We start from the raw sequence: 23,327 nt of genomic DNA, 5'->3' as shown, positions 1-23,327 counted from the left end.
CGCTGGACACCATCCTGCTATCGAGGTGACATCAAGGTGTGGGGCTCGTCTTGGGCTGCTGACGCTCCTCCTCGAGCCAGCTCACCAGCTCCGCCTGCCGATCGACCGGAAAGAGCGAGGAGAGCCGACGGCCCCGCGCCTGCCGGAAGATGGCGGGGTCGAGAGGATGCTCAGGACGGGCGCCCGCCGACGTGCCGCTCGCAGCCGTGGTCACTTCGGCCTCGGCAGGCCCGGCCGCCGGCTCCGTGCCCGCGGCCGGCGCAGGCGCCTGCGGAGCCTGGCCCGCGGCCAGATAGGACCGCACGCCCTCGAGGTTGAGGCCCTGCTGCAGCAAGGACTTGATGTGCCGCAACCGTTCGACGTCGGCGACCGAGTAGAGTCGGCGGTTGCCTCGGCTGCGGCTGGGGGCGAGGAGCCCTTCCTTCTCGTAGTAGCGGATTTGGCGAGCTGACAGTCCGGTGAGCCGCTGGACCACACCGATCGGGTAGACGGGTACCGAGGGATCCACGCCCGGCACCGCCGGTCCCCCTCTCCCGCCCCCGCCCCGCGGAGGCGGCATCCTGTCATCGGTGGCGGTCCCATCTTACCCCGTGCCGGCACCCTCTCACAAGCCGTGGCGCCGGGACTAGGCCCCGACGTAGACCCGTGGGAGGCGGGGCCCCAGCTGCGTGATGATCTCGTAGGGGATGCTCCCGGTCAACCGAGCGGCCTCCTCGACCGTCGTCTCGCCTCCATCTCCCGGCCCCAGCACGCACATGACGGCGCCGACCGGCGGGACGTCGTCGCCCGTCTCCACCATGCACTGGTCCATGCAGATGCGGCCCACCACGGGGTAGGCCCGCCCCTCCCACGAGGCCCGGGCCCGGTTGGAAAGACGGCGGGTCAGGCCATCGGCGTAGCCGACCGGCAGCGTGGCCACCGCCGACGGCCGGGACAGGACATGAGTGCGCCCGTAGCCGATGCCGCTGCCCGCCGGCAGGCGGCGCACCTCGGCCACCGCTGCCATCACCCGCAGTGCCGGGCGCAACGCGACCCGCCCGCGCAGGTGGTCGGCCGGGTAGTAGCCGTACAGCCCCAGCCCGACCCGCACCATGTCGTAGCGGAGCTCGGGAGCGGCCAGGAGCCCGGCCGTGTTGGCGATGTGGCGCGCCGGGACGGCGACCCCCGCCGCCTCGATGGCCTCGCATGCCGCGCGAAACCGGTCCGCCTGCTCGCGCAGGTACGAGGGGTCCTCCTCGTCGGCCGTGGCCAGGTGCGAGTAGACGGCCTCCAGCTCGAGGGCCGACGCGGCAGCGATCCACCGCGCCAGTGCGGGCGCCTCCTCGGGAAGGGCGCCGAGCCGCCCCATGCCGGTCTCCACCTTGAGGTGCACCCGCACCCGGCGCCGCTGGCGGTGCGCCTCGTCGGCCAGCCGTCGGGCGAAGGCCAGGGTCGTCACCGTCGCGGTCAGGTCCGCAGCCACCAGGGCCTCGAGGGGCTCCGCGGCCCCCTCGACCCCCAGCACCAGGATGGGCGCCCGGATGCCGTCGGCCCGCAGGGCCAGCCCTTCCGCCGTCGTGGCCACGCCCAGGGCCGACGCGCCCGCATCGAGCGCGGCTCTCGCCACCGCCGTGGCTCCGTGGCCGTACCCGTCGGCCTTGACCACCGCCACCAGCCGGGCGGGTCGCACCAGCGCCACCAGGCGGCGCGTGTTGGCCGCGACCGCCCCCAGGTCCACCTCGACCCAGGCCCGGCGGAGCCTGTCCTGGGACTGGACGATCGGCTCGCCGCCCCAAACGTCAACCGGATCTGTCCGATGGGTTGACAATGGCTGCCTCCCACCTTAGACTGCCTTCGAGTACCATTTGTGAACGGACGGTCGGTCTCCTTGGACGAGGCCATCCCGCTGCTGCCCCGCCTGCAGATCCTTCGGCGCCTGCTCGACGACGGCGCGTATCGCTCGGGCGAGCACCTGGCCGCCGAGCTGGGCATCACGCGAGCCGCCGTCTGGAAGCTCCTGGACCGGCTGCGCCAGTACGGCTACGGCATCGAGGCCGTACCGCACCGAGGCTATCGGCTCGTCTCCGTGCCCGACTGGCCGCTCCCGTGGGAGGTGGCGCTGCGCCTGGGCGAGCCCGACGACGCCCCCCGGCCCATCTACTTCTTTCCCTCCGTCTCCTCCACCAACGACGTGGCCAGGGATCTGGCCGAGCGTCACGGGGCACCGGCCGGCACGCTCGTCGTCGCCGATCGCCAGACGTCGGGTCGCGGGCGGCGCGGGCGGGCATGGCACTCCCCGCCCGGGGGCATCTACCTCTCCCTGGTGGCGCGTCCCCGCTGCCATCCCCGTCATGCAGCCGTCATCGCCCTGGCCGCCGCGCTGGCCGTCGCCCGGGCCGTCGAGGCGCTGCACGGACTGCAGGCCGCCATCAAGTGGCCCAACGACGTCCTGGTGGACGATCGCAAGCTGTGCGGCGTGCTGACGGAGGTCGCCGGCGACCAGGAGGCCATCCGCTGGTCGGTCATCGGCATCGGCATCAACGTCGCCGCCCGCCCGGGCGATGCCTGGCCCGCAGGGGCCCTGCCGCCGATCAGCCTCTCGGAGCTGGGCCACCGCGTGGACCGTGCGGGCCTCATCGCTCGTGCCGTCCAGGAGCTGGAGGCCCTCCTCGCCCGGCTGCAGGCCGACGCGCAGGCGGCCTGCATGGAGGTGGCCCGTGCCGTCGAGCAGCGGCTGGCCTGGCGGGGCCGTCCGGTGCGGGTCGAGACCGGCTCGACCGCCGTCGAGGGCCACCTGGTGGGCGTGGACGACGGCGGCGCCCTGGTGCTCCGCGATGCGTCCGGGCGCAGGCTCGACCTGATGGCCGGTGACGTCTCCCTGCGCGCCTCCGCGGGGCGGGAGCGCGCCGTCTCCGGTACACCGCAAGGGGGTTGAGGCCGTGTCGACCGTCTCCGTCGCCACGTTGAGTCGGGCGGCCGTGGCCACCGCGCTGACCGCCGCCCTCGCGCAGGTGACCATCCCGCTGCCCTTCACACCCGTACCCGTCACCCTCCAGGTGCTGGGCGTCCTGCTGGCCGCGCTGGCGCTGCCACCGGGAGCGGCCGCCCTCAGCCAGGTCGCCTACCTGGCCCTGGGCGCCGCGGGGCTGCCGGTCTTCGCTGGCTTCGGCGCGGGAGCGCACCATCTGGCGGGCCCGACGGGAGGGTATCTGTGGGGCTTCGTGCTGGCGGCGCCCATCTCGAGCGCCCTCTTCCGCATGGGGCGGTCCGCCCCTGGGCGCCTGCCGGCCGCGGCCCGAGCCGCCGTCGCCTCGGCGGCAGGGGTGGCCGTCATCTACGCCCTGGGTGTCACCCAGCTGGCGGCGGTGACGGGGCTGCCGTGGATGCGGGCCCTGGCCCTGGGGGCCGGCCCTTTCGTGGCAGCGGACCTGGCCAAGGCGGTGGCCGCCTGCCTGGCGGCTCCCTACGTCGAGCGCGCCGTCACAGGGGCAGAGGTGCGGCCGGCTCCATCTCGGGGGGCATCGGGTCGGCCCGCCTGAGGGCGCGCAGGGCCTCCCCCATCGCGCGTGCCAGGTCCGTGGCGGTGATGCCGGCCTCGCCGCCCCGGCCGCCAGGTGGGCCGCCAGCCCGTGCACGAAGCAGGCGCAGGCTGCCGCCGGGCGGGCTCGGTCCCTGGCCATCAGGCCGGCGACCACCCCGGCCAGCACGTCTCCCGAGCCGCCGGTGGCCAGGGCCGGCGAGGCCGCGGGATTGATCCAGCGATCGCCCGCGGGCGTGGCGATGACGGTGCGAGCCCCCTTGAGCGCCACCACCGCCTGCAGCCGCACCGCGGCCTCCCGCGCGGCCGCCAGCCGGTCAGCCTGCACCTGGGCCACGCTCCACCCCAACAGGCGCGCCATCTCGCCCGGATGGGGCGTCAGCACCGGCGGCACCGTCCGGCTCGCTCCCCACGGGCCGACCGCCGCCAGGCCCCCGTCGGGAGCGGCCAGGTCCGACGGCCGCCCGGCGTCGTCGGCCAGGATGTTGAGGCCATCGGCATCGACCACCATGGGGCCATCCCACGCCTGCACCACCCGGCGCACGGCACGGGCCGTCGCCGGGTGGGTGCCGAGGCCCGGCCCCATCAGGAGCACGTCGCGGTCGACCAGCAGGCCCAGGATGGCCTCGTCGGCCCCGTCACCCAGCCGGCCCTCGCCCGTGTCGGGCAGGGCCGCCGTCAGCGCCTCCGGCACCAGGGGCGCCGCCACGTCTTGCACAGACGCGGGCACCGCCCACGTGACCAGGCCGGCCCCTGCCGTCAGCGCCGCCCGCGCTGCCAGCGCGCCGGCGCCGATCATGCCCCGGCTGCCCGCCACCACCAGCACGTGACCGAAGCGGCCCTTGTGCGCGTCGAGGGGGCGATGGGGCAGCCAGTCGCGCACCGTGGCGGCGTCGAGCAGGAGGGCCGCCGCTGGCGCACCCTCGATGAGCGCCGGCGGGAAGCCGATCTCGGCCACCCAGATGCGCCCGGCGTGAGCCGCCCCGGGAAAGGTCAGCAGCCCGGGCTTGGGCGCACCGAAGGTGACGGTCTCGACGCAACGGACGGCCGGCCCGGGCACCTGGCCCGTGTCGGCGTCGACGCCCGAGGGGATGTCGACAGCCAGCGAGGGCCGGCCGGCCTGTGCCATCCACTCGATGACCCGCGCGGCCTTGCCTCGGGGCGCCCCCCGGCTGCCGGTGCCCAGCACCGCGTCCACGATCAGATCCGCGTCGCCCATCAGCGCCGGCGGGGGCTCGTCGTCGACCCAGCTCCACTCGAGGTCGAAGGCGCGAGCCAGGCGGTACTGGACGGCGGCGTCCTCGGAGAGCCTGGGCTGCTCGGGCCCCCCGTCCACAGCCATCACGACCCTCACCCGGGCGCCCGCGGCCGCCAACCGGCGGGCCGCCACCAGACCGTCGCCTCCGTTGTTGCCGGGCCCGGCAGCGACCACGACCCTCCTGCCCTGGAGCCGTCCTCCCAGGAGCGCGGCCGCCCGCCGCGCCACGGCGGCTCCCGCGTTCTCCATCAGCAGCAGGGTCGGCACGCCGTACTCGGCCGCCGCCTGCCGATCGATGGCCTGCATGGCATGGCGGGCGACGACCTTGATCACGGCGGGGCGGGGCCCCCCGGTCGCCGGCTGATGGCGATGGCCACGGCCACCGCCACGTCACGGCCGTGGCTGATGGACAGACAGACCTCGTCCACCCCGAGCCTATCCGCGACCCGGGCCGCCCGGCCGACGAGGCGGATGCCCGGACGCCCGCCTCGTCGATGGACGACGGCGATCTCGCTGAAGGCGACCCCGATCCGCCCGGTCCCCAAGGCCTTCATGACCGCCTCCTTGGCGGCGAAGCGGGCCGCCAGGCAGGCCACGGCGGCGTGCGGACGCTTGGCGGTGCAGTAGGCCACCTCGTCGGCCGCGTACAGGCGCTCCAGGAAGCGGGCCCCGTGCCGGGCATAGGCGCGGCCGATGCGGTCCAGCTCGACCACGTCGACGCCCACCCCCACCACCTCGGCGGGCCCCGTCTTACAGCCCAAGGGCAGCCGTCCCCCCTCGGCCGTTGCTCGTCACCCCTGTTTTACCAGATCCGAGGCCGCTCCGGGGGCATCCGGACCGGGTTTACTCCACCGTCACGCTCTTGGCCAGGTTGCGCGGCCGGTCCACGTCGCAACCCCGCGCTCGCGCAGCGTGATAGGCCAGCAGCTGCATGGGCACCACCGCCAGGACGGGCAGCAGGGGCTCGGGCGCCTCGGGCAGGGGCAGGTAGCGATCGGCCATCGGCTCCAGCTCGGCCCGGCCGGGTGAGGCGCCGGGCCCCACTACCACCACCTGTGCACCCCTGGCCCTGACCTCGGCCACGTTGCCGGCGGTCTTGGCCAGGAGCGCACGCTGGGTGGCCAGCGCCACCACCCACCGGCCGGGCTCGATGAGGGCCAGGGTGCCGTGCTTCAACTCGCCCGCCGCGTACGCCTCGGCATGGACGTACGAGATCTCCTTGATCTTGAGCGCCGCCTCCAGGGCCACGGCGTAGTCGAGGCCACGCCCGACGTAGAAGAGGTGCTCCGACCCCGCCAGCTCGCGGGCCAGCTCCTGCACAGCCGGGTCCAGGCCCAGCGTCGCCTCGAGGCGCGAGGGCAGCTGCAACAGCTGGAGCCCCGTGGCTTCCGCTCCCGTGGGAGCGGCCCAGGCCGCCAGGAGGTGCAGAGCGACGACCTGGGTGAGGTACGCCTTGGTGGACGCCACCGCCACCTCCGGCCCGGCCCGGGTGTAGAGGACCCAGTCGGCCTCTCGGGAGAGGGAGCTGCCCTCCACGTTGACGATGGCCAGCACCGGAGAGCCGCGGCGCCTCGCCTCTCGCACCGCCGCCAGGGTGTCGGCCGTCTCCCCCGATTGGCTGATGGCCACCGTCAGCGTGCCGGCGTCCACCATCGGGTCGCCGTAGCGAAACTCCGAGGCGACCTCGACCGAAACGGGCCGGCCGGTGGCGCGCTGCAGCAGGTGCCGCCCCACCAGCCCGGCGTGCCACGCCGTGCCGCAGGCCACGATGGCGTAGCGCTGGAAGCTCCGGAGGGTCGCGGGGTCGAGCCCGGTCTCCCCCAGATCCACCCGGCCGCTGCCCGGCTCCACCCGCCCGGCCAGGGCCTGCCGCACCGCCTGGGGCTGCTCGAAGATCTCCTTGGCCATGAAGTGCGGGTAGGGGCCCAGCTCGACGGCGCTGGCCTCCCAGGGCACCTCGAACGGCTCCCGCTCGACCCGCCGGCCGTCAGCATCCCATACCGTCACGCCCTCGGGGGTGAGGCAGGCGACCTCGCCGTCTCGCAGGTAGAGGACCCGGCGGGTCAGGTCGAGCACGGCCGTGACGTCCGAGCCCACCACCTGCTGGCCATCGCCGAGGCCGATGACCAGGGGGCTGTCCTGGCGAGCGACCGCCAGCACCCCGGGTCGACGGGCGCTGACCACCCCCAGGGCCCACGACCCGCGCAGCCGCCGGCTGGCCGCTCGCAGCGCCGCGGCCAGGTCGACCTGGTCCAGCTCCTCGAGCAGGTGCGCGACGACCTCCGTATCGGTGTCGGAGACGAAGCGGTGTCCCCTGGCCTCCAGCTCCCGCCGCAGCTCCGCGTGGTTGTCGATGATGCCGTTGTGCACGACGGCGAGGTGCCCGGTGCAGTCGACGTGGGGATGGGCGTTTCGGTCGCTGACCGCCCCGTGGGTAGCCCAGCGGGTATGTCCGATGCCCAGCTCGCCCGTCAGTCGAGAGGGGTCCGCCATCCGGGCCAGACGCTCGACGCGCCCGACCACCTTGAGCACCTCCAGGCGGTGGTTGACCACCGCCACGCCCGCGGAGTCGTACCCACGATACTCCAGCCGTCGCAGCCCGCCCAGCAGCACGGGCAGGGCCGGACGGCTCCCGACGTAGCCGACGATGCCACACATTGGCCTCAGGTACCCCTTTCGTCGCCCCGCGGCGACGCGCGGCGCACCGGTGCCTTCGTACCGTCACGCCTCGTAGGGCACCTGGCCACCCGGAGGCCTTTTGTCCCCGGGATCGCTCCCGGTCTTTGGCAGCCTCCTGACGACCGTGGCCGGCCGGGGGTCACCCGCCGATGATCCGAGATCCCCCGCCTCGTCAACTTGCAGGCTGGCACCTGCAAGCCCTGGCGCTTCATCTGCCTCGGCGGCCCGCCGGGGGGCCGCTCGATCAGGCGCCCGTCCGTCGCGTCGGTCGGCGCGTCGCCGTGATGGGCCGTCGTCCAAGGACGCCGCGCGGACGCAAGACGACTCGCTAGGCCTCGACCTGCCCTGTCACCACCCCCTCGGAGCGTTGGGCCATCGTTCGACTCGCCCGCTCCAACACCTCCACCACCTCGCGGGCGAGCCGCTCCACCCGTTGCCGGTCGGGGCCCTCCACCATGACCCGCACCACCGGCTCGGTGCCCGAGGGGCGCACCAGGATGCGCCCCGACTCGCCCAGCGCACGCTCGGCCGACTCGATGACCTGGCGCACCTCAGGCTGCTCCAGCAGCGACTCCTTGCCGGCCACGCGGGCGTTGAGGAGCACCTGCGGGTAGCGCGGCATCTGAGCCGCCAGATGGGAGAGCGGCCATCCCGAGCGTCGCATGGCCGCCAGCAGCATGAGTCCCGTCAGGAGCCCGTCACCCGTGCGGGCATGCTCCAGGAAGATGACGTGACCCGACTGCTCGCCTCCCAGCACCAGGCCCTGGCGGAGCATGGCCTCCAGCACGTGGCGGTCGCCCGGCGGGGTGACCACGACGTCGCCGCCGGCCTTGCGCAAGACCTCCCGCAACCCGCCGTTGGAGTAGACGGTGACGGCCACGGCCCGCCCGGGCAGGGTGCCGTGGCGCAGGCGCTCCAGCGCGCAGATGGCCAGGATCTGGTCGCCGTCGACGACCTGCCCCTGCTCGTCGATGGCGATGCATCGGTCGGCGTCCCCGTCGAAGGTCAGCCCCACCCGGGCCCCCGACTGGCGCACCACGTCGGCGGCTCGCTGCGGGTGGGTGGAGCCGCAGCCCACGTTGATGTCCTCGCCGGAGTCTCCCGTGTTGATGGCCACCACGTCGGCGCCTAGGCGCCGCAGGAGCTCGGGCGCCAGCCGGTGCGCCGCCCCGTTGGCGCAGTCCACCACCACCCTCCACCCCTCGAAGGTGGTGCCCACCAGGTCGATCAGGTGGGAGAGGTAGGCCTCCTGCCAGTGAGGCTCGTAGCGGACCCGGCCCACGGACAGTCCGACGGGCCGTGGCAGCCGGTCCTGCCCGTCCATCTCGTCGACGGTGCGCTCCAGCAGGGCCTCGATGCGGTCGGGGAGCTTGTAGCCGTCGGCGCCCACGATCTTGATCCCGTTGTCCTCCACGGGGTTGTGCGACGCCGAGATCATGACGCCCGCCGCCGCCCCGGCATGGGGGACCAGCCAGCTGAGCGCGGGCGTGGGCAGTACCCCCAGGCGCACCACGTCCGCCCCGGCCGAGGTCAGTCCGGCCGTCACCGCCGCCTCCAGCATCCCGCTCGAGACGCGCGTGTCGGTGGCCACCAGCACGAAGGGACGCTGTGGCCTTTCATCCCGCGCCGCCGACCCGGCCACGGGGGATCGCCCCAGGCCGGCCTCCCCGTCTCCCCATCCCGTGACCAGCGCCCCGGTGGCGCGCCCCAGCCGGTAGGCCAGCAGCGGTGAAAGCTCCAGGTTGGCGACGCCTCGTACCCCGTCGGTCCCGAAGAGTCGGCCCACCAGTACCCACCCTCCCCCGTCCATCGCACGGGCGGGCCCATCGCCCCCCGTCACCGTCCAAGGGTCCAGCGCGGCACCAGGATCACCCGGCCCCACGGCGCCAGCTCCACCACGAGCCGTCGGTCGCCCGTCACGGTCCGCCAGCCGAGCAGGTCGACCCACGTGCCGGGCCACCTCGGATCGCGACGGGCCACGTCGGCCAGCGGATCACCGATATCCAGCTCCAGGCGCAGGGGTGACTCGTTGCGTCCGGCCACCACCACGGCGGCCTGGCCCGTCTGCCAGGCGTCGAGCCGGCCGAAGGCCAGCACATCGTCCGACGTGCACCCTACCGCCACCGGCTCACCGGCCGCCAGCGCCGGCAACGCTCGCCGCAGGTGCGCCAGCCGCCGGACCCATCGCCATCGCTGCAGGTCCTGCTGACGCTCGTCCCAGGGGAAGCACCGCCGGCACTCGGGATCCTTGCCCCCGGTCAGGCCCACCTCGTCGCCGTAGTAGATGGTCGCCACCCCCGGCCACGTCATGGTCACCAGCATCATCGCCTCGACAGCCCGCCGATCCCCGCCCGCCACCGTGGCGATGCGCTCGGTGTCGTGGCTGCCCAGGAGGTTCATCAGGTTGTGCACGGCGGGGGGCGGGTAGCGACGCAGCTGCCCCTCGACGCGGTCCCGCAGTGCGGCCGCTTCGATGCGGCGGTGCACGAAGAAGTCGACGAGCGCGTCGCGCAGGGGGTAGTTCATGACGGCATCGAAGCGGTCGCCGCGCAGCCACTCGTCGGCGTCGTGCCAGATCTCCCCGACGATGTAGGCGTCGGCGTTGAGCGACTTGACGAGCCTGCGCCACTCCTCCCAGAAGCCCGGCTCCAGCTCGTTGGGGACGTCGAGCCGCCAGCCGTCGATGCCGGCCTCCATCCAGGCCCGCGTCACGCTGAAGAGGTACGACCGCACCTCGGGATGGGTCGTATCGAGCTTGGGCAGGTGGGGCAGCCCCCACCAGCACTCGTAGCTGGGGGGATCCCGCCGAATGGGCCACTCGTGCACATGATACCAGCCGTAGTAGGGCGACTCCGGCCCCCTGCGCACCACGTCGCGGAAGGCCCAGAACGTCTCGCCGGTATGGTTGAAGACGGCATCGAGGATGACGCGGATCCGTCGGCGGTGGGCCGCCTCCACCAGCCGGCGAAAGTCGTCCCACCCGCCCAGGGCGGGATCGACCCTCAGGTAGTCCGACGCGTCGTAGCGGTGGTTGGACGGCGCCTGGTGGATGGGGTTGAGATAGATGGCGCCGACACCCAGGGCCTGCAGGTAGTCGAGCCGGCGGCGGATGCCCTCCAGGTCACCCCCGAAGAAGTTGTAGAAGGTCGGCTCCCCTCCCCATGGTTCGGTGCCGGGGGGGTCGTTGGCGGGATCCGCGTCGTAGAAGCGGTCGGGGAAGATCTGGTAGAGGACCGCACCCCGGGTCCAGCCGGGGACGTCGAAGGGCGGCAGGGCGTCGACGTCGACCCGCCACCATCCCGCCGCTGATCGGCTCACCGACGGCCCGTCCGCGGCATCGGGCCCGTAGAAGACCGCAGGGCCTACCCTCGACCCGTCAGGGCCGTCGAGCTCGGCCTCCGCCTGGTAGGCGACCGTGCCCCGCGCGGGCTCGATGCAGGCCAGATACTCCCAGCGGCCGCGACCGCCGGCCACCATCACGGCCGGCCTTCGGCGCAGGGCGCCGTCGTCCCAGGCCAGCCACACCCGACGCGGCGGTCGATCGCCGGACCAGGCGAGGCGCACGTAGAGCCGGCGCCCCCGGCCCCATCGCGTCAGGGCACCGTCCGCGCCGGGCACGTGGTGCACACGACCTGCCGAAAGCAACGTGGCCAGCCGTTCGACGGAGTCGACACGCACGATGGCCATCGCCTCTCGTCCGCACGCTCGAGGTCACCCGCGATCCGGGGCGTACACACAACGATTCTGCCCGGCCGGGAAGCCTCGAACCAGGCCGGGTTTTCGGGAATCGTACAGGATGCTCCTGCCACGTCCGGGGAAGGCATCGCCGCCGGGCCTGGCGAAGACCCGACGGTGCCACGGCTGGCACCGACGCTTCCGACCGGGCGTGGCCGGAGGCGTCGAGACGGCGAAGACCGGAGAGGAGAGCGGTCAGGCGTGACGGATCGCACCATCCCCGAGCGAACCATCCAGTTGCTGCAAGAGTTGACCGAGAGCCTGGGCGTGCCCGGCTTCGAGGATCCCGTGCGCGAGACCATGCAGCGCCACCTCCGCCCGTACGCCGAGGTGAGCACCGACAACCTCGGCAGCGTCATGGCGGTGCGACGGGGCAACGCGCCGCGGCCCCGTCTCCTGGTAGCCGGCCACCTCGACGAGATCGGCTTCCTCGTCAGCTCCATCACCGATGAGGGATTCATCCGCTTTCAGACGCTGGGCGGCTGGTGGGAGCAGGTTATGCAGGCCCAGCGCGTGGTCGTGATGGGCAAGGACGGGCCCGTCCCCGGGGTCATCGGGAGCAAGCCCCCGCATATCCTCTCCCCCGACGACCGCAAGAAGGTCGTCGAGCGCAAGGAGATGTTCATCGACGTCGGCGCCTCCGGCCGCGCCGAGGTGGAGGCCCTGGGCATCCGGCCCGGCGACCCGGTGGTGCCCCATGGTCCCTTCACACGGCTGGCCGGGGGCCGGCGTGCCATGGCCAAGGCCTTCGACGACCGCGTGGGCTGCGCCCTGGCCGTGGAGGTGCTGCGCCGGGTGGCCGAGACGGGTCACCCCAACACCCTGATCGCGGCCGGCACGGTGCAGGAGGAGGTGGGGCTCCGGGGCGCGGCGACGGTGGTCGACGCGGCCGAGCCCGACGTGGCCTTCGCGCTGGAGGTCTGCATCGCCGGCGACACCCCGGGCGTGCGGGTCGAGGATGCCCAGGCCAAACTGGGCAAGGGGCCGGCCATCACCCTGTACGACGCGTCCATGGTGCCCCACCGGCGGCTGCGCGACTTCGTCATCGAGGTGGCCGAGCGTGAGGGGATCCCCTACCAGTTCGACGTGATGCCCGGCGGCGGCACCGACGCGGGGCGCTTCCACATCTGGCGCCGGGGCGTGCCCTCGCTGGTCATCGGGGTGCCCTCGCGCTACATCCACACCGGCTCCAGCATCATCGACCTGGGCGACTTCGAGGCGGCCGCCGAGCTGGTGACGGCCGTGGTGCGGGCGCTGGACGAGGCGGCGTTGGGCCGCATCCGGGGCTGACGGACCGTCGAGACGACGGCTCACGATGAAAAGGGGAGCATGGCTTCAAAAAGCGGCGTGATTCGAAGCGTGTTTTTGATCGTCAAGCGGATTGAACCGCCATCAGACGAGGTGATAGGATAGCAGTCAGAATCGCCTGTCCTACCTTCGCCGTACCCGACGCACCCGTCGCTCGTCTCTCGCCGAGAAGGGGGATCTCGCTCTTTGAAGGCCATCGTCATGGCCGGAGGAGAAGGGACGAGACTTCGTCCCCTGACGGTGCAGCGACCGAAGCCGATGGTGCCGGTGGTCAACCAGCCCATCCTCCACCACATCCTGCTGCTGCTCCGACGGCATCAGGTACTAGATGTCCGCGCCACCCTCTACTACCTGGGGGACGACATCCGCAGCCACTTCGGCGACGGCACGGAGAGGGGCGTGAGGCTGAGCTACTCCGTCGAGGAGACGCCCATGGGCACCGCCGGCAGCGTCAAGCGGTGCGAGGAGTTCGTGGGACAGGAGCCCTTCATCGTCATCAGCGGCGACGCCCTGACCGACATCGACCTCTCCGCGGCGGTGGCCTTCCACCGCCAGCGGGGCGCGCTGGCCACCATCGTGCTCACCCGGGTCCAAAACCCGTTGGAGTACGGCATCGTGGTGACCGATGACGAGGGGCGCATCCGCCGATTCCTGGAGAAGCCGAGCTGGGGGGAGGTCTTCTCCGACACCATCAACTCGGGCATCTACGTGCTGGAGCCCGAGGTGCTCAAGTCGGTGGAGGCCTCCCGCCCGGTGGACTTCAGCCAGGACGTCTTCCCCGCCCTGCTCAAGAGGCGGGCCCCCATCTACGGCTACGTCGCGTCGGGCTACTGGTGCGACATCGGCCACATCGGGGCCTACCGCCAGGCCCACGAGCAGGTGCTGCAGGGGCTCGTCGACATCGAGCTGCCCGGACGGCGCCTGGCCAACGACGTGCGCATCGGCCGGGACGTCCTCATCGACCCCACGGCCGAGGTGCGGGGCCCCGTCGTCATCGGCGACGGCTGCCGCATCGGGCCGGGCGCGCGGATCCTGGGCTACACGGTGCTGGGCGCCAACACCCTGGTCGAGGAGCAGGCCACCATCCAGCGCTCCATCGTCTGGAGCAACGGCTACATCGGACGAGGCGCCCACGTCTCCGGTGCCATCCTGGCCCAGCAGGTGACGGTGGACCGGGGCTGCATGGTGGGGGAGGGCGCCGTCATCGGCGACCGCAGCGTGCTGCGCCAGGGCGCCCAGGTGGCGGCCAACGTCAAACTCTGGCCCAACAAGGTGGTGGAGGCGGGCGCCCGGGTCACGATGAGCCTCATCTGGGGCTCGTCGTGGCAGGAGTCCCTCTTCAAGGAGCGGGGCGTCAGCGGCCTCACCAACGTCGAGATCACGCCGGAGTTCGCCGTGCGACTGGGCGCCGCCTTCGGCACGCACCTGGGCAAGGGGGCCACCATCACCACCAGCCGCGATGACCATCCGGCCTCCCGGATGATCCTGCGCTCGCTCATCGTCGGCTTCCTCACCGTCGGCGCCCATGTCCGGGATCTGCGCTCCATGCCGGTCACCATCGCCCGCCGGGCCATCCCGGCGCTGGGGTGCGCCGGCGGGGTGCACGTGCGCGTCGATACCCGGGACCCCGCCTGCACCCTCATCGAGTTCCTGGATCACCGGGGCATCAACGTGGGCCGGCCCGTCGAGCGGCGCATCGAGTCGCTCTTCTTCCGGGAGGAGTTTCGCCGCACCCCTGCCGACGAGGTGGGCACGCTCGACTTTCCCGCCCGGGTCCTGGAAAGTTACGTGGACGCCTTCTACGCCTTCGTCGACCCGGCCCGCATCGTCCGCCGGCGGCTCAAGCTGGTGGTCGACTACGCCTACGGGCGCCTCTCCACGGTCCTGCCGAGCCTGCTGGCGCGGCTGGGCCTCGAGGTGGTGGCGCTGCACCCCTATCCGGATCCTGCCCGGGCCCCCCGCAGCCGGGAGGAGCGGGCGAGGCTCCTGGAGGAGCTGGGCCGGGCCGTGGCCATGCTGGGCGCCGACGCCGGCGCCCTCATCGACGACGACGGCGAGCGCCTCTACCTGGTCGACGAGCAGGGTCAGGGGATCCAGGACGAGCGACTCCTGGCCCTCGTGACCATGGTGGCGCTGAGGGGCCGCTCCGGTGGCCTCATCGGGGTGCCCGTCAGCGCACCGAGTGTCATCGATCAGATCGCTCGCCAGCACGGCGCCCAGGTGCTGCGCACCAAGCACGAGGCGCGGGCCCTCATGCATCTGGCCGCCGCCCACCGGGACAATATGGTCGTGGCAGGCGATACCCGAGGTGGATTCGTCTTCCCCGAGTTTCACCTTACCCAGGACGCGGTGGTGGCCCTGGGCAGGGTGCTGCTCGCGCTGGCCGAGGGCCATCGCCTGTCGGAGCTGGTGGCCCAGGTGCCGGCCTTCTACGTGCAGCAGCAAGCCATCGAGTGCCCCTGGGAGCAGAAGGGCCGGGTGATGCGCCTGCTGGCACGGGAGGCCGTGTCGGCCCGGGAGGCGGAGTACATCGACGGGATCAAGATGTTCTACGAGCGCGGATGGGTGCTCGCCCTGCCCGATGCCTCCGAGCCCGTCTTCCACCTCATCGCCGAAGGCAAGAGCCCCACGGACGCGACGGAGCTCATCGGGCGCTACGCCAATCGCATCCGCGAGCTGCAGAAGAAGGGGGCCTGACGGGCGCGGTGAGCCCAGCGGAGAGCCGGCCGGCCAACGGCCAGACGACCCGACTGTCGCCGGAGCGCACCGAGTTGGTGCTCCTCTCCTTCGAGGGCCCGGACCCCTACAGCCGGGCCGGAGGGCTGGGGGTGCGGGTGAGCCAGCTGGCCCAGTCGCTGGCCCGCCTGGGGTACCGCACCCACCTCATCTTCGTCGGCAGCCCCGATCGGCCGGGGTACGAGGAGCAGGAGGGGGGCCTGTTGCGGCTCTACCGGTGGTGCCAGTGGATCAGCCGGTACTACCCCCAGGGCGTGTACGAGGGCGAGAACGAGAAGCTGTACGACTTCAACGAGACCGTGCCCGACTTGGTGGCGGAGCGCCTCGCCCCGGCGGCGGTACGGTCCGGCCGGGCGCTGGTGGTGCTGGCCGAGGAGTGGCACACGGCTCACGCCATCTGCGAGGTGAGCGACCGGCTCTGGATGGCGGGCCTGCGGCACCATGCCCTGCTCCTGTGGAACGCCAACAACACCATGGGCTTCGACCGCGTCAACTGGGGGCGCCTCGGCTACGTCACGACGCTGACCACCGTCAGCCGATACATGAAGCACGTCATGTGGGGCCGGGGGGTCAATCCCCTGGTCATCCCCAACGGCATCGCTCCCGAGGCGCTGGCCCCCGTCCACCCCCGGCAGGTGTCGGCCCTGCGCCGCGGCCTCGAGGCGGGTGGCGGGCGTCTGCTGCTGATCAAGGTGGGTCGCTTCGACCCCGACAAGCGCTGGCTGATGGCCATGGAGGCGGTGGCCCAGCTCAAGGCCATGGGGCGGGCACCGCGCCTGGTGATGCGGGGCGGCATCGAGCCCCACGAGTACGAGGTGCTGGGGCGAGCCCAGGCCCTGGGACTCTCGGTCATGCCGGTGCACGCCGAGGGCGAGATGACCGCGGCGCGCCTGGGGGACGTCCTGGCCGCCCACCCGACGGTGGACGTCTTCAACTTGAAGTTCTTCGTCCCGGACGGCCTCCTGCGGGCCCTGTACCGAGCGGCGGACGCGGTCCTGGCCAACAGCGGCATCGAGCCCTTCGGCCTGGTGGGCCTCGAGGTGATGGGCGCCGGCGGGGTGGCCGTGACGGGGGCCACGGGAGAGGACTACGCGGTGGCCTACCACAACGCGCTGGTCATCGAGACCGACGACGCGCGGGAGATTGCCCACGGCGTGGCGCGCCTGCAGGACGACCCCGGCCTCGGGGAGCGCCTGCGCCGCAACGGCCACGAGACGGCGGCCCGCTTCGTCTGGCCCCGGGTCATCGAGGGGATGCTCGACAAGCTCGACTTCGCCGCGCAGCTGCAGGGGGTGCGCTGGCCGACCGCCCGGGCCGTCGAGGCCGAGGAGCCCGGCCGGGTGAGGGAGGCAGCGGCTGCGGCGGAGGAGGCCTTGTAGCGTGGCGGAGCACCTGGTCGTCTACACGGTGGTCCACCAGCCCCGTCGGCTCAAGCTTCCCGCGCAGCCCATCCCCCGGGGGGCGGTGCCCCGTGACATCGAGCGCTGCCTCTTCGATGAGCGGATGAACCGCCGCTACTTCGAGAAGGTGGCGCGGACGTGCTACCGCCCCGCGTCGCAACTCTTCCTGGAGCTGGCCGACCGCGGCCTCAAGGTCTGCATCGGCTTCTCCCTCTCCTTCCTTCGCCAGGCGGAGATGTGGGACGAGGAACTGCTGGCGCGCTTTCAAAGGCTGGTTCAGCACCCCAACGCCGAACTCATCAACGTCGAGCCCTACCACAGCTTCCTCTTCTACGTCGACATCGACGCGTTCTGGCGGCGGATGCGGCAAGCGGCCGACTACGTGCGCAGGCTCTTCGGGCTGCGGCGAGCGCCGGTGGTGACCGACACCACCGAGATGTTCATATCCAACGACATCTACTTCGCGCTGGTGCGCGCGGGCTTCCGGGGGGCCTTCATGGACGGGCGCCCGTGGGTGATGGGCTGGCGCCAGCCTTCGTACCTGTATCACTACACCAAGGAGCTCTACCTGCTCACCCGCCACTACCGCCTCAGCGACGACGTGGGCTACCGGTTCTCCAACCGATCATGGCCGCTGTGGCCGCTCTTCGCCGACACGTACGCACGCTGGGTGGCGGAGACCGAGGGCGACCTGGTCACCATCGGCTGGGACTTCGAGACCTTCGGCGAGCATCACTGGAAGGAGACGGGGATCTTCGAGTTCATGCGGGCGCTCCCGGGGGAGCTCCAGCGGCGGGGCGTCGGACCACTGTTGGCCAGCGAGGCCATCGAGCGCCTGGGGCCGCGCAGTCACCACCTGCCCCTTCCCGCCTTCCCCACCACGTGGGCAGGCGAGGGAGGCGTCGAGTTCTTCCTGGGCAATCCGGCCCAGCAGGCCATCTTTCAGCTGATGCACCACGTCTACCACAAGGCCCTGCTCACCCGGGACCCCGCCATCGTCGACCTGGCCCTTTGGCTGCTGCAATCCGACAACCTCCACCTGATCCAGTGGTTCGGCCGCTTCGGCTCGGAGGCGGAGGTGTCGGCCTACTTCACGCCCCGCGAGTGGTGGCAGCTGGGACCGTTGGGGATCATCCACGAGCTGCAGCAGGTCTACCGCAACTTCCTGGTGGCCATGGACGCCTTCCTGACGGGTGAGGTGCGCTACCTGCCCGGCGAGGGCCCCACCCCGGTGCGCCGGGGCGTCAGTCGCCCGGAGCTGCCCGCGGTGGCCGCGGGCATGGCGGTCGCGACCGGTACCGACGGGCGCCAGGAAGTGGCCGCATCCGGGTCACTCCCCGACGCGCCGCTCGTCGCCCCTCCCTCCCCGCCTCGCCCGAGGCCCGGCCGCCGGCACTGAGACGCCTTTCCCGGCATTGCCCTGACCTGTGGTACAATGATCGAGGCACCGTTGTTTCAATGGTGCCAACTGTCAGCGAGTTGGGGCAAAGGTCCGGGACACGGGCCCCGCCGAGCGCCCGGGTGTCCCGGGGAGGACGAGGCGAGGCCGCGAGCGCGACGATGGCACTCAAGCAAGCCCTGGTGGAGTTCTTCCGGGCCAACATGATGGTGGTGCAGTTCGCCTACGGGCTGGCCTTCTTCGCCATGGGGCTCAGCATCGCGCTCTACTCCCGCCACCCGAGCCGCCTGCCCGTGGCCCGTCATCTGCCGCTCTTGGGCACCTTCGGCATCCTGCAGGCGCTGGCCAGCTGGGGCGAGGTCTTCATCCCCATCCAGCGCAGCTACACGCCGCAGGCCATCATCGTCACCCTGCAGGCCCTGCACGCGCTGCTCAACGCGCTCACCTTCGCCTTCCTCATCGCCTTTGGGGTGCAGGTGCTGGCGGACCGCTGGCCCCGGCTGGGGTGGCTGCGGGCACTGCCGGTGCTGGTGACGGCGGTGTGGGCGCTCAGCTTCTTCCTCTACCCGGTGCTGGCCCTGCCCCCCACCTACGAGCAGTGGCTCGTGGTGAGCGACACCTGGTCTCGCTACCTGCTGGCGCTGCCCGGCGCCGTGCTGGCGGGCGCGGCCCTGTCGACCCAGATCGACGTGCTGCGCCAGCAAAACGGCGCCCACCTGGTGCGGCCCTTGCGCTGGGCCATCATCGCCTTCGGCGCCTACGGGGTGGCGGCCGGTGTCATCGTGCCCGAGGCAGGCTTCTTCCCCTCGACGGCCCTCAATGCCGACCGCTTCTTCCAGTGGACCGGGGTGCCCGTCGAGGTGGTGCGCGCGCTGGCCGGGCTGGGGATGGCCGCCTTCATGATCCGGGTGATGGAGGTCTTCGACATCGAGGCGGCCCAGCGCTTGGAAGAGGTGCGGCGCATGCGGGCCATCCTCGAGGAGCGGGACCGCATCGCCCGTGAGCTCCACGACGGCGTCATCCAGTCGCTGTACGCCCTGGGGCTGGGTCTCGAGAACACGGCGTACCAGCTGGATCGGGGCTTGACGGCTCAAGCCCGGAGCTCGCTGACCGACATGGTCTCACGGGTCAACGAGATCATCCAGGACGTGCGGGGCTACATCATGGACCTGCGCCTGCCCGGCGAGACGGCGCTGACCCTGGCCCAGAAGCTGCGCGCGGTAGTCAACGAGGCCTCCCGGGTCTATCACCTGCCCATCTCGCTGGAGATGGGAGCCGTCGACGAGCAGGCGCTCAGCCCGGCCGCCGCCAACGAGCTCTCCCAGATCGTCAAGGAGGCGGTCAGCAACGCCGCGCGTCACGGACAGCCCCAGCGCATCCAGGTGGGTCTGCACCCCGGGGACGAGGGCGAGCTCGTGCTCTACGTCCAGGACGACGGGCGGGGCTTCGATCCGTCGGCGGCCGGGCAGGCTCGTGGGTGGGGCCTCTCCAACATGAAGAAGCGCGCCGCGATCCTGGGCGGCGATCTCGACATCGACAGCCGGCCCGGCGAGGGCACCACGGTCATCGTCAGGGTGCCGCTCCCGGCGCCGCCCGCCGGGCCGCAGCGGGCCGGGCGCACCGCGGTCGCCAGCGTACCGGGGGTGAGCCCCGGCCACGGCATCGGCGCCTGAGGCCCCCGGCACGGGGCCGGTGCCACGGCCGCCGCGGGCGAACGAGCATCGGCAGGAGAGGGATGGAGAGCGGATGGCCACGACGCAGGCGGGGGGCGGACCCCACCGACCCGAGGGGTCCAAGGTGGTCCGGATCCTCATCGCCGACGACCACGAGGTGGTGCGGATCGGGCTGCGCTCGCTGTTGGAGCGCTACCCGGAGTTTCAGGTGGTGGGCGAGGCCTCCTCGGGCGCGGCCGCCATCGAGATGGTCGATCGCCTGCTCCCCGACGTGGTCGTCATGGACATCCGCATGCCCGAGGTCAACGGGGTCGATGCCTGCCGGCGCATCCGGGAGCGCCACCCCGAGGTCAAGGTGATCATGCTCACCTCCTACCCCGACGACGAGGCCGTCTTCGGCGCCGTCATGGCGGGAGCCAGCGGCTACGTCCTCAAGCAGGTGGGTTCGACGGAGCTGGTGGACGCCATCCACACCGTCGCCCGCGGCGAGTCGTTGCTGGACCCCTCGGTGACGGGCAAGCTCCTCGAGCGCGTCCGCATGATGAGCGCCGACGAGCAGCCGCCCCACGAGAAGCTCAACATCCAGGAGCGCCGCATCCTGGCCCTCATCGCCCAGGGCAAGACCAACCGGGAGATCGCCGAGACCCTCTTCCTGAGCGAGAAGACGGTGCGCAACTACGTCTCCATGATCCTCAGCAAGCTGGGCCTGGCCAACCGGGCGGAGGCGGCCGCCTACGCCGTACGGCAGAACATGGTGCACGACTTCAAGTCCGGCGACGGCCAGCCCTGAGCATCTCATGACGCGGGCACGCGAACGAGAGGGGTGGGCATGGCATGGCGTCGTGGCTGCACGCCGTGGTGCCGGCGGCCGCGGGGCTGACGAGCAGCGTTCTGGCCGTCCTGGTGCTGCGGCGCTACCGGCAACGCCGGAGGCCGCATCATCTCTTCTGGGGCATCGGCCTGGTGATGTACGCGGTGGGCGGCTGGGCCGAGGTGCATCGTGCCCTCTTCGGCTTCACCGATCTGGGCTTTCGGCTGTGGTACCTGAGCGGAGCGGTGCTGGTGGCCGCCTACCTGGGGCAGGGCACCGCCTATCTGCTGCTGCGGCCGAGGGTGGCGGACGCCCTGACCGTACTGCTGCTGGCCGGATCGGCCTTCGCGGCCTGGCGGGTCATGACGGCCGTGCTCGACCCGGCAGCGGCTCAGGGCGTGGAACTGACGGGCCGGGTCATCGTCTCGCCGGGCGTACGGGTGCTCACGCCCTTCTTCAACGTCTACGGCACGCTGCTGTTGGTGGGCGGGGCGGCCTACTCGGCATGGCAGTTTTACCGGCGTGGCGGCTCCCGGGATCGCATGATCGGCAACGTGCTCATCGCCGCCGGTGGCCTGGCGCCCGCCATCGGGGGCACGTTGAGCCGCTTCGGCTTGCCGGGGCTGTACGTCGGCGAGCTGGTGGGAGCCGTCTTGCTCTACGAAGGGTTCGTGCGGGCCTCCGCCTCGCGGGCGCCCGCGGGGGCCGCCGCGCCCTCGTCGCCAGCCGTCCCGCGCGCCTGACCCGCGCCCTGGCGACCCTGGCGACCCTGGCGACCCTGGCGACCGCGGGTCGCCGTCTACGGTCGAGCTGGCGGGCCGGCCGGCGCGGGGCCGGCCGGCCCGATCATGTATACAGCCCCCATTCGTGGGACCAGCAGGAGATGTGACCGCCGGGTCGTAAACCGCCCGTCAGAGCCTTTCGACATCAATCGAAATCACGTCGATTGGCCAGGAGGTGACAGCGGCCGGACGCACCCCCTCTATCCGGCCTCGCCCCGGCGGTCGCCGCGCCGGCTCCGAGGCGACGTCGCAGTCGACGCAACCCGGACGACGCACCATCTGAGAGGAGTGGAGCCCGTTGCGACGGTTGCTAGCCGTGATGGGCGCGGCCGTGGCCGTCATGGTCCTGGCCGCCGGCGCGGCCCTCGCCGCAGCGCCCAAGCCCCTGCCGCCCCTGGTCATGATCAGCGACACCTCGGACACGGTCCGCACCATGAACCAGGCCCTCCAGGAGATGATCCGCACCAACCTCGGGATCGAGATCCAGGTGGAGTACATGGACTTCAAGACCCGCCTGGAGCGCATGCGCAATAAGAGCTTCGCCATCGCCTTCGCGGGTTGGGGGCCGGACTACGACGATCCCCTGACCTTCCTGGATCTGTGGGTCACCGGCGGTGCCTTCAACGACCCGGGCTGGAGCAACGCCCGCTACGACGAGCTCATCGAGCTCGCCAAGAGCACCACCGACCAGGAGCGCCGCATGCAGTACTTCGTGGAGGCGGAGCGCATCCTGGCCGAGGAGGCGCCCATCGCCCCCATCTACTGGTGATCCCGCCTTTCGCTCTACAAGCCCTGGGTCAAGGGCGTCGTCCGCCGAGCCGTGGGCGCCGATGCGGAGTACAAGTGGGCCTACACCGAGGGCCGGCCCGGTGGCGACTCGCCCATGTACCTCAACCTCAACCTGGGCGAGGAGCCGCCCGACCTCGATCCGGCCACGTCGACCGACACGGTCTCCTTCCTGATCCTCAACGCCACCCTGGAGGGGCTCGCCCGTAAGGGCCCGGACGGCTCCATCAAGCCGGGCAGCGGGCTGGCGGAGAGCTGGACCGTCTCACCCGACGGGCGGGTCTACACCTTCAAGCTGCGGCAGGCCACGTGGGACGACGGTACGCCCATCACGGCGGAGGACTTCGTCTACCAGTGGCGGCGGGTCATCGATCCCCGCACCGCATCCCAGTACCAGTTCATGATGGAGCTGGCCGGCATCCAAAACGGCAGCGCCATCGCCCGGATGGATCCGGAGGAGGACATCGACGCGGCGCTGGAGACCTTCGGAGTCAAGGCCCTCGACGAGCGCACGCTGCAGGTGACGCTGGAGGAGCCCAACCCGCTCTTCCTGGAGCTGACCACGTTCATCAGCTTCCTGCCGGCGCCGCGACACCTGGTGGAGCGCTACGGCGAGCGGTACGCAGCCGACGCGGACAAGATGGGCGCCTCCGGGCCGTTCCGCATCGCCTCGTGGACCCACGGCTACGAGCTGGTGCTGGAGAAGAACCCGCGCTACTGGGATGCCGCCAGCGTCAAGCTGCAGCGCATCCACTTCGACATGATCCAGGACGTGGGCACGACCCTGCAGCTCTACGAGCAGGGCTCGTTGGACATCGCCGGCGTCTCCTCCCGCTTCGTCGACGTCTACCGCAACCACCCCGATCTGCAGGAGCCCTGGCCTGACGGCTCGGCCTTCTACTGGGAGTTCAACGTCGAGCACCCCGTCCTCAAGAGCGCCAAGGTGCGCCGGGCCATCGCCCTGGCCATCGACCGCCAGGCGTTCGCGGATCGGGTGCTGCGCAACGGCTCCTACCCGGCCACGTCCCTGACGCCGCCGGTCATCACGGATGCGGCCAAGGGCGGGGCCTTCCAGGGGCGCGTCGGGCAGCTCTTCCCCTTGCGGCCCAACGTCCAGCTGGCACGCCAGCTGCTGCGGGAGGGCCTGCAGGAGCTGGGCTACGAGGTGCCAGCCGTCGCCCGCTGAGGGGCACGGCAACGGCGCCCCCTGCGGGGCTCGTCGACTCTGCTCGGGGCTGTGGGC

Annotated in this window: 17 protein-coding genes and 1 pseudogene; 11 read left to right on the top strand and 7 right to left on the bottom strand. The window is 72.0% G+C overall.

Going from position 1 to position 23,327, the window contains the following annotated elements:
- Nucleotides 1-31 precede the first annotated feature (31 nt).
- Both VLY81_RS04315 and alr read right to left on the bottom strand, forming a co-directional pair.
- Nucleotides 32-517 carry a MerR family transcriptional regulator gene (locus VLY81_RS04315; protein WP_324669799.1) on the bottom strand — a complete coding sequence of 162 codons (486 nt, stop codon included), beginning with the start codon at nt 515-517 and terminating at the stop codon, nt 32-34.
- A 108-nt stretch (nt 518-625) separates the two neighbouring features.
- Complete coding sequence (gene alr / locus VLY81_RS04310) at nt 626-1,807, bottom strand: alanine racemase (RefSeq protein ID WP_324669798.1); 1,182 nt, start codon at nt 1,805-1,807, stop codon at nt 626-628.
- Between the two features lie 39 nt (nt 1,808-1,846).
- Between alr and VLY81_RS04305 the strand changes: the two genes are divergently transcribed.
- Nucleotides 1,847-2,914, top strand: coding sequence for a biotin--[acetyl-CoA-carboxylase] ligase (locus VLY81_RS04305; RefSeq protein ID WP_324669797.1), 1,068 nt, complete (start codon nt 1,847-1,849; stop codon nt 2,912-2,914).
- Between the two features lie 4 nt (nt 2,915-2,918).
- A complete protein-coding gene (locus VLY81_RS04300; RefSeq protein WP_324669796.1) occupies nt 2,919-3,518 on the top strand; it encodes a biotin transporter BioY in 600 nt (199 codons plus the stop codon).
- Nucleotides 3,519-3,590: 72 nt separating this feature from the next.
- Here the strand turns inward: VLY81_RS04300 and VLY81_RS14535 are convergent.
- From VLY81_RS14535 to VLY81_RS04280, 5 genes and pseudogenes are all read right to left on the bottom strand, one after another.
- Nucleotides 3,591-5,108 (bottom strand): annotated as a pseudogene (locus VLY81_RS14535) (NAD(P)H-hydrate dehydratase); the annotation flags it as partial.
- Entirely contained in the window at nt 5,105-5,536 is a 432-nt protein-coding gene (gene acpS / locus VLY81_RS04295) for a holo-ACP synthase (RefSeq protein WP_324669795.1), read from the bottom strand. The gene acpS and the pseudogene VLY81_RS14535, both read right to left, overlap by 4 nt.
- An 82-nt stretch (nt 5,537-5,618) precedes the next feature.
- A complete protein-coding gene (gene glmS / locus VLY81_RS04290) occupies nt 5,619-7,433 on the bottom strand; it encodes a glutamine--fructose-6-phosphate transaminase (isomerizing) (RefSeq protein ID WP_324669794.1) in 1,815 nt (604 codons plus the stop codon).
- 349 nt (nt 7,434-7,782) lie between these two features.
- Entirely contained in the window at nt 7,783-9,240 is a 1,458-nt protein-coding gene (gene glmM, locus VLY81_RS04285; protein WP_324669793.1) for a phosphoglucosamine mutase, read from the bottom strand.
- Between the two features lie 50 nt (nt 9,241-9,290).
- Nucleotides 9,291-11,141 carry a glycoside hydrolase family 13 protein gene (locus VLY81_RS04280; RefSeq protein WP_324669792.1) on the bottom strand — a complete coding sequence of 617 codons (1,851 nt, stop codon included), beginning with the start codon at nt 11,139-11,141 and terminating at the stop codon, nt 9,291-9,293.
- 249 nt (nt 11,142-11,390) lie between these two features.
- Between VLY81_RS04280 and VLY81_RS04275 the strand changes: the two genes are divergently transcribed.
- The 9 genes from VLY81_RS04275 (at nt 11,391) to VLY81_RS04235 (ending at nt 23,270) form a co-directional block, all read left to right on the top strand.
- Nucleotides 11,391-12,479 (top strand): M42 family metallopeptidase, encoded by a 1,089-nt coding sequence (locus VLY81_RS04275; protein WP_324669791.1) that lies wholly within the window; start codon nt 11,391-11,393, stop codon nt 12,477-12,479.
- A 219-nt stretch (nt 12,480-12,698) separates the two neighbouring features.
- Nucleotides 12,699-15,194, top strand: coding sequence for a mannose-1-phosphate guanyltransferase (locus VLY81_RS04270; RefSeq protein ID WP_324669790.1), 2,496 nt, complete (start codon nt 12,699-12,701; stop codon nt 15,192-15,194).
- Nucleotides 15,195-15,202: 8 nt separating this feature from the next.
- Nucleotides 15,203-16,612 (top strand): glycosyltransferase family 4 protein, encoded by a 1,410-nt coding sequence (locus tag VLY81_RS04265; protein ID WP_324669789.1) that lies wholly within the window; start codon nt 15,203-15,205, stop codon nt 16,610-16,612.
- 1 nt (nt 16,613) lies between these two features.
- A complete protein-coding gene (locus VLY81_RS04260) occupies nt 16,614-18,032 on the top strand; it encodes a glycoside hydrolase family 57 protein (protein WP_324669788.1) in 1,419 nt (472 codons plus the stop codon).
- A gap of 161 nt (nt 18,033-18,193) precedes the next feature.
- Nucleotides 18,194-19,705 carry a sensor histidine kinase gene (locus tag VLY81_RS04255; RefSeq protein WP_324669787.1) on the top strand — a complete coding sequence of 504 codons (1,512 nt, stop codon included), beginning with the start codon at nt 18,194-18,196 and terminating at the stop codon, nt 19,703-19,705.
- Between the two features lie 73 nt (nt 19,706-19,778).
- Nucleotides 19,779-20,495 carry a response regulator transcription factor gene (locus VLY81_RS04250; protein WP_324669786.1) on the top strand — a complete coding sequence of 239 codons (717 nt, stop codon included), beginning with the start codon at nt 19,779-19,781 and terminating at the stop codon, nt 20,493-20,495.
- Nucleotides 20,496-20,539: 44 nt separating this feature from the next.
- The gene (locus tag VLY81_RS04245) at nt 20,540-21,259 is read left to right on the top strand and encodes a hypothetical protein (RefSeq protein ID WP_324669785.1); all 720 of its coding nucleotides are present in this window, start codon (nt 20,540-20,542) and stop codon (nt 21,257-21,259) included.
- A gap of 337 nt (nt 21,260-21,596) precedes the next feature.
- A complete protein-coding gene (locus VLY81_RS04240; protein ID WP_324669784.1) occupies nt 21,597-22,067 on the top strand; it encodes an ABC transporter substrate-binding protein in 471 nt (156 codons plus the stop codon).
- A gap of 51 nt (nt 22,068-22,118) precedes the next feature.
- Nucleotides 22,119-23,270: a peptide ABC transporter substrate-binding protein gene (locus VLY81_RS04235; RefSeq protein ID WP_324669783.1), complete on the top strand. Its 1,152-nt coding sequence runs from the start codon at nt 22,119-22,121 to the stop codon at nt 23,268-23,270.
- The last annotated feature ends 57 nt before the right edge of the window (nt 23,271-23,327 follow it).

The sequence above is a fragment of the Limnochorda sp. LNt genome, from assembly GCF_035593265.1.
Lineage (GTDB): Bacteria > Bacillota > Limnochordia > Limnochordales > Geochordaceae > Geochorda > Geochorda subterranea.
This window is presented reverse-complemented; position numbering and strand designations above follow the sequence as displayed.

Bases quoted from the DNA above. Each gene is read 5' to 3' on its own strand.
- VLY81_RS04270 (WP_324669790.1), top strand. From the start codon at position 12,699: ATGGCCGGAGGAGAAGGGACGAGACTTCGTCCCCTGACGGTGCAGCGA.
- VLY81_RS04245 (WP_324669785.1), top strand. From the start codon at position 20,540: ATGGCGTCGTGGCTGCACGCCGTGGTGCCGGCGGCCGCGGGGCTGACG.
- VLY81_RS04250 (WP_324669786.1), top strand. From the start codon at position 19,779: ATGGCCACGACGCAGGCGGGGGGCGGACCCCACCGACCCGAGGGGTCC.
- glmS (WP_324669794.1), bottom strand. From the start codon at position 7,433: ATGTGTGGCATCGTCGGCTACGTCGGGAGCCGTCCGGCCCTGCCCGTG.
- VLY81_RS04255 (WP_324669787.1), top strand. From the start codon at position 18,194: ATGGCACTCAAGCAAGCCCTGGTGGAGTTCTTCCGGGCCAACATGATG.
- VLY81_RS04280 (WP_324669792.1), bottom strand. From the start codon at position 11,141: ATGGCCATCGTGCGTGTCGACTCCGTCGAACGGCTGGCCACGTTGCTT.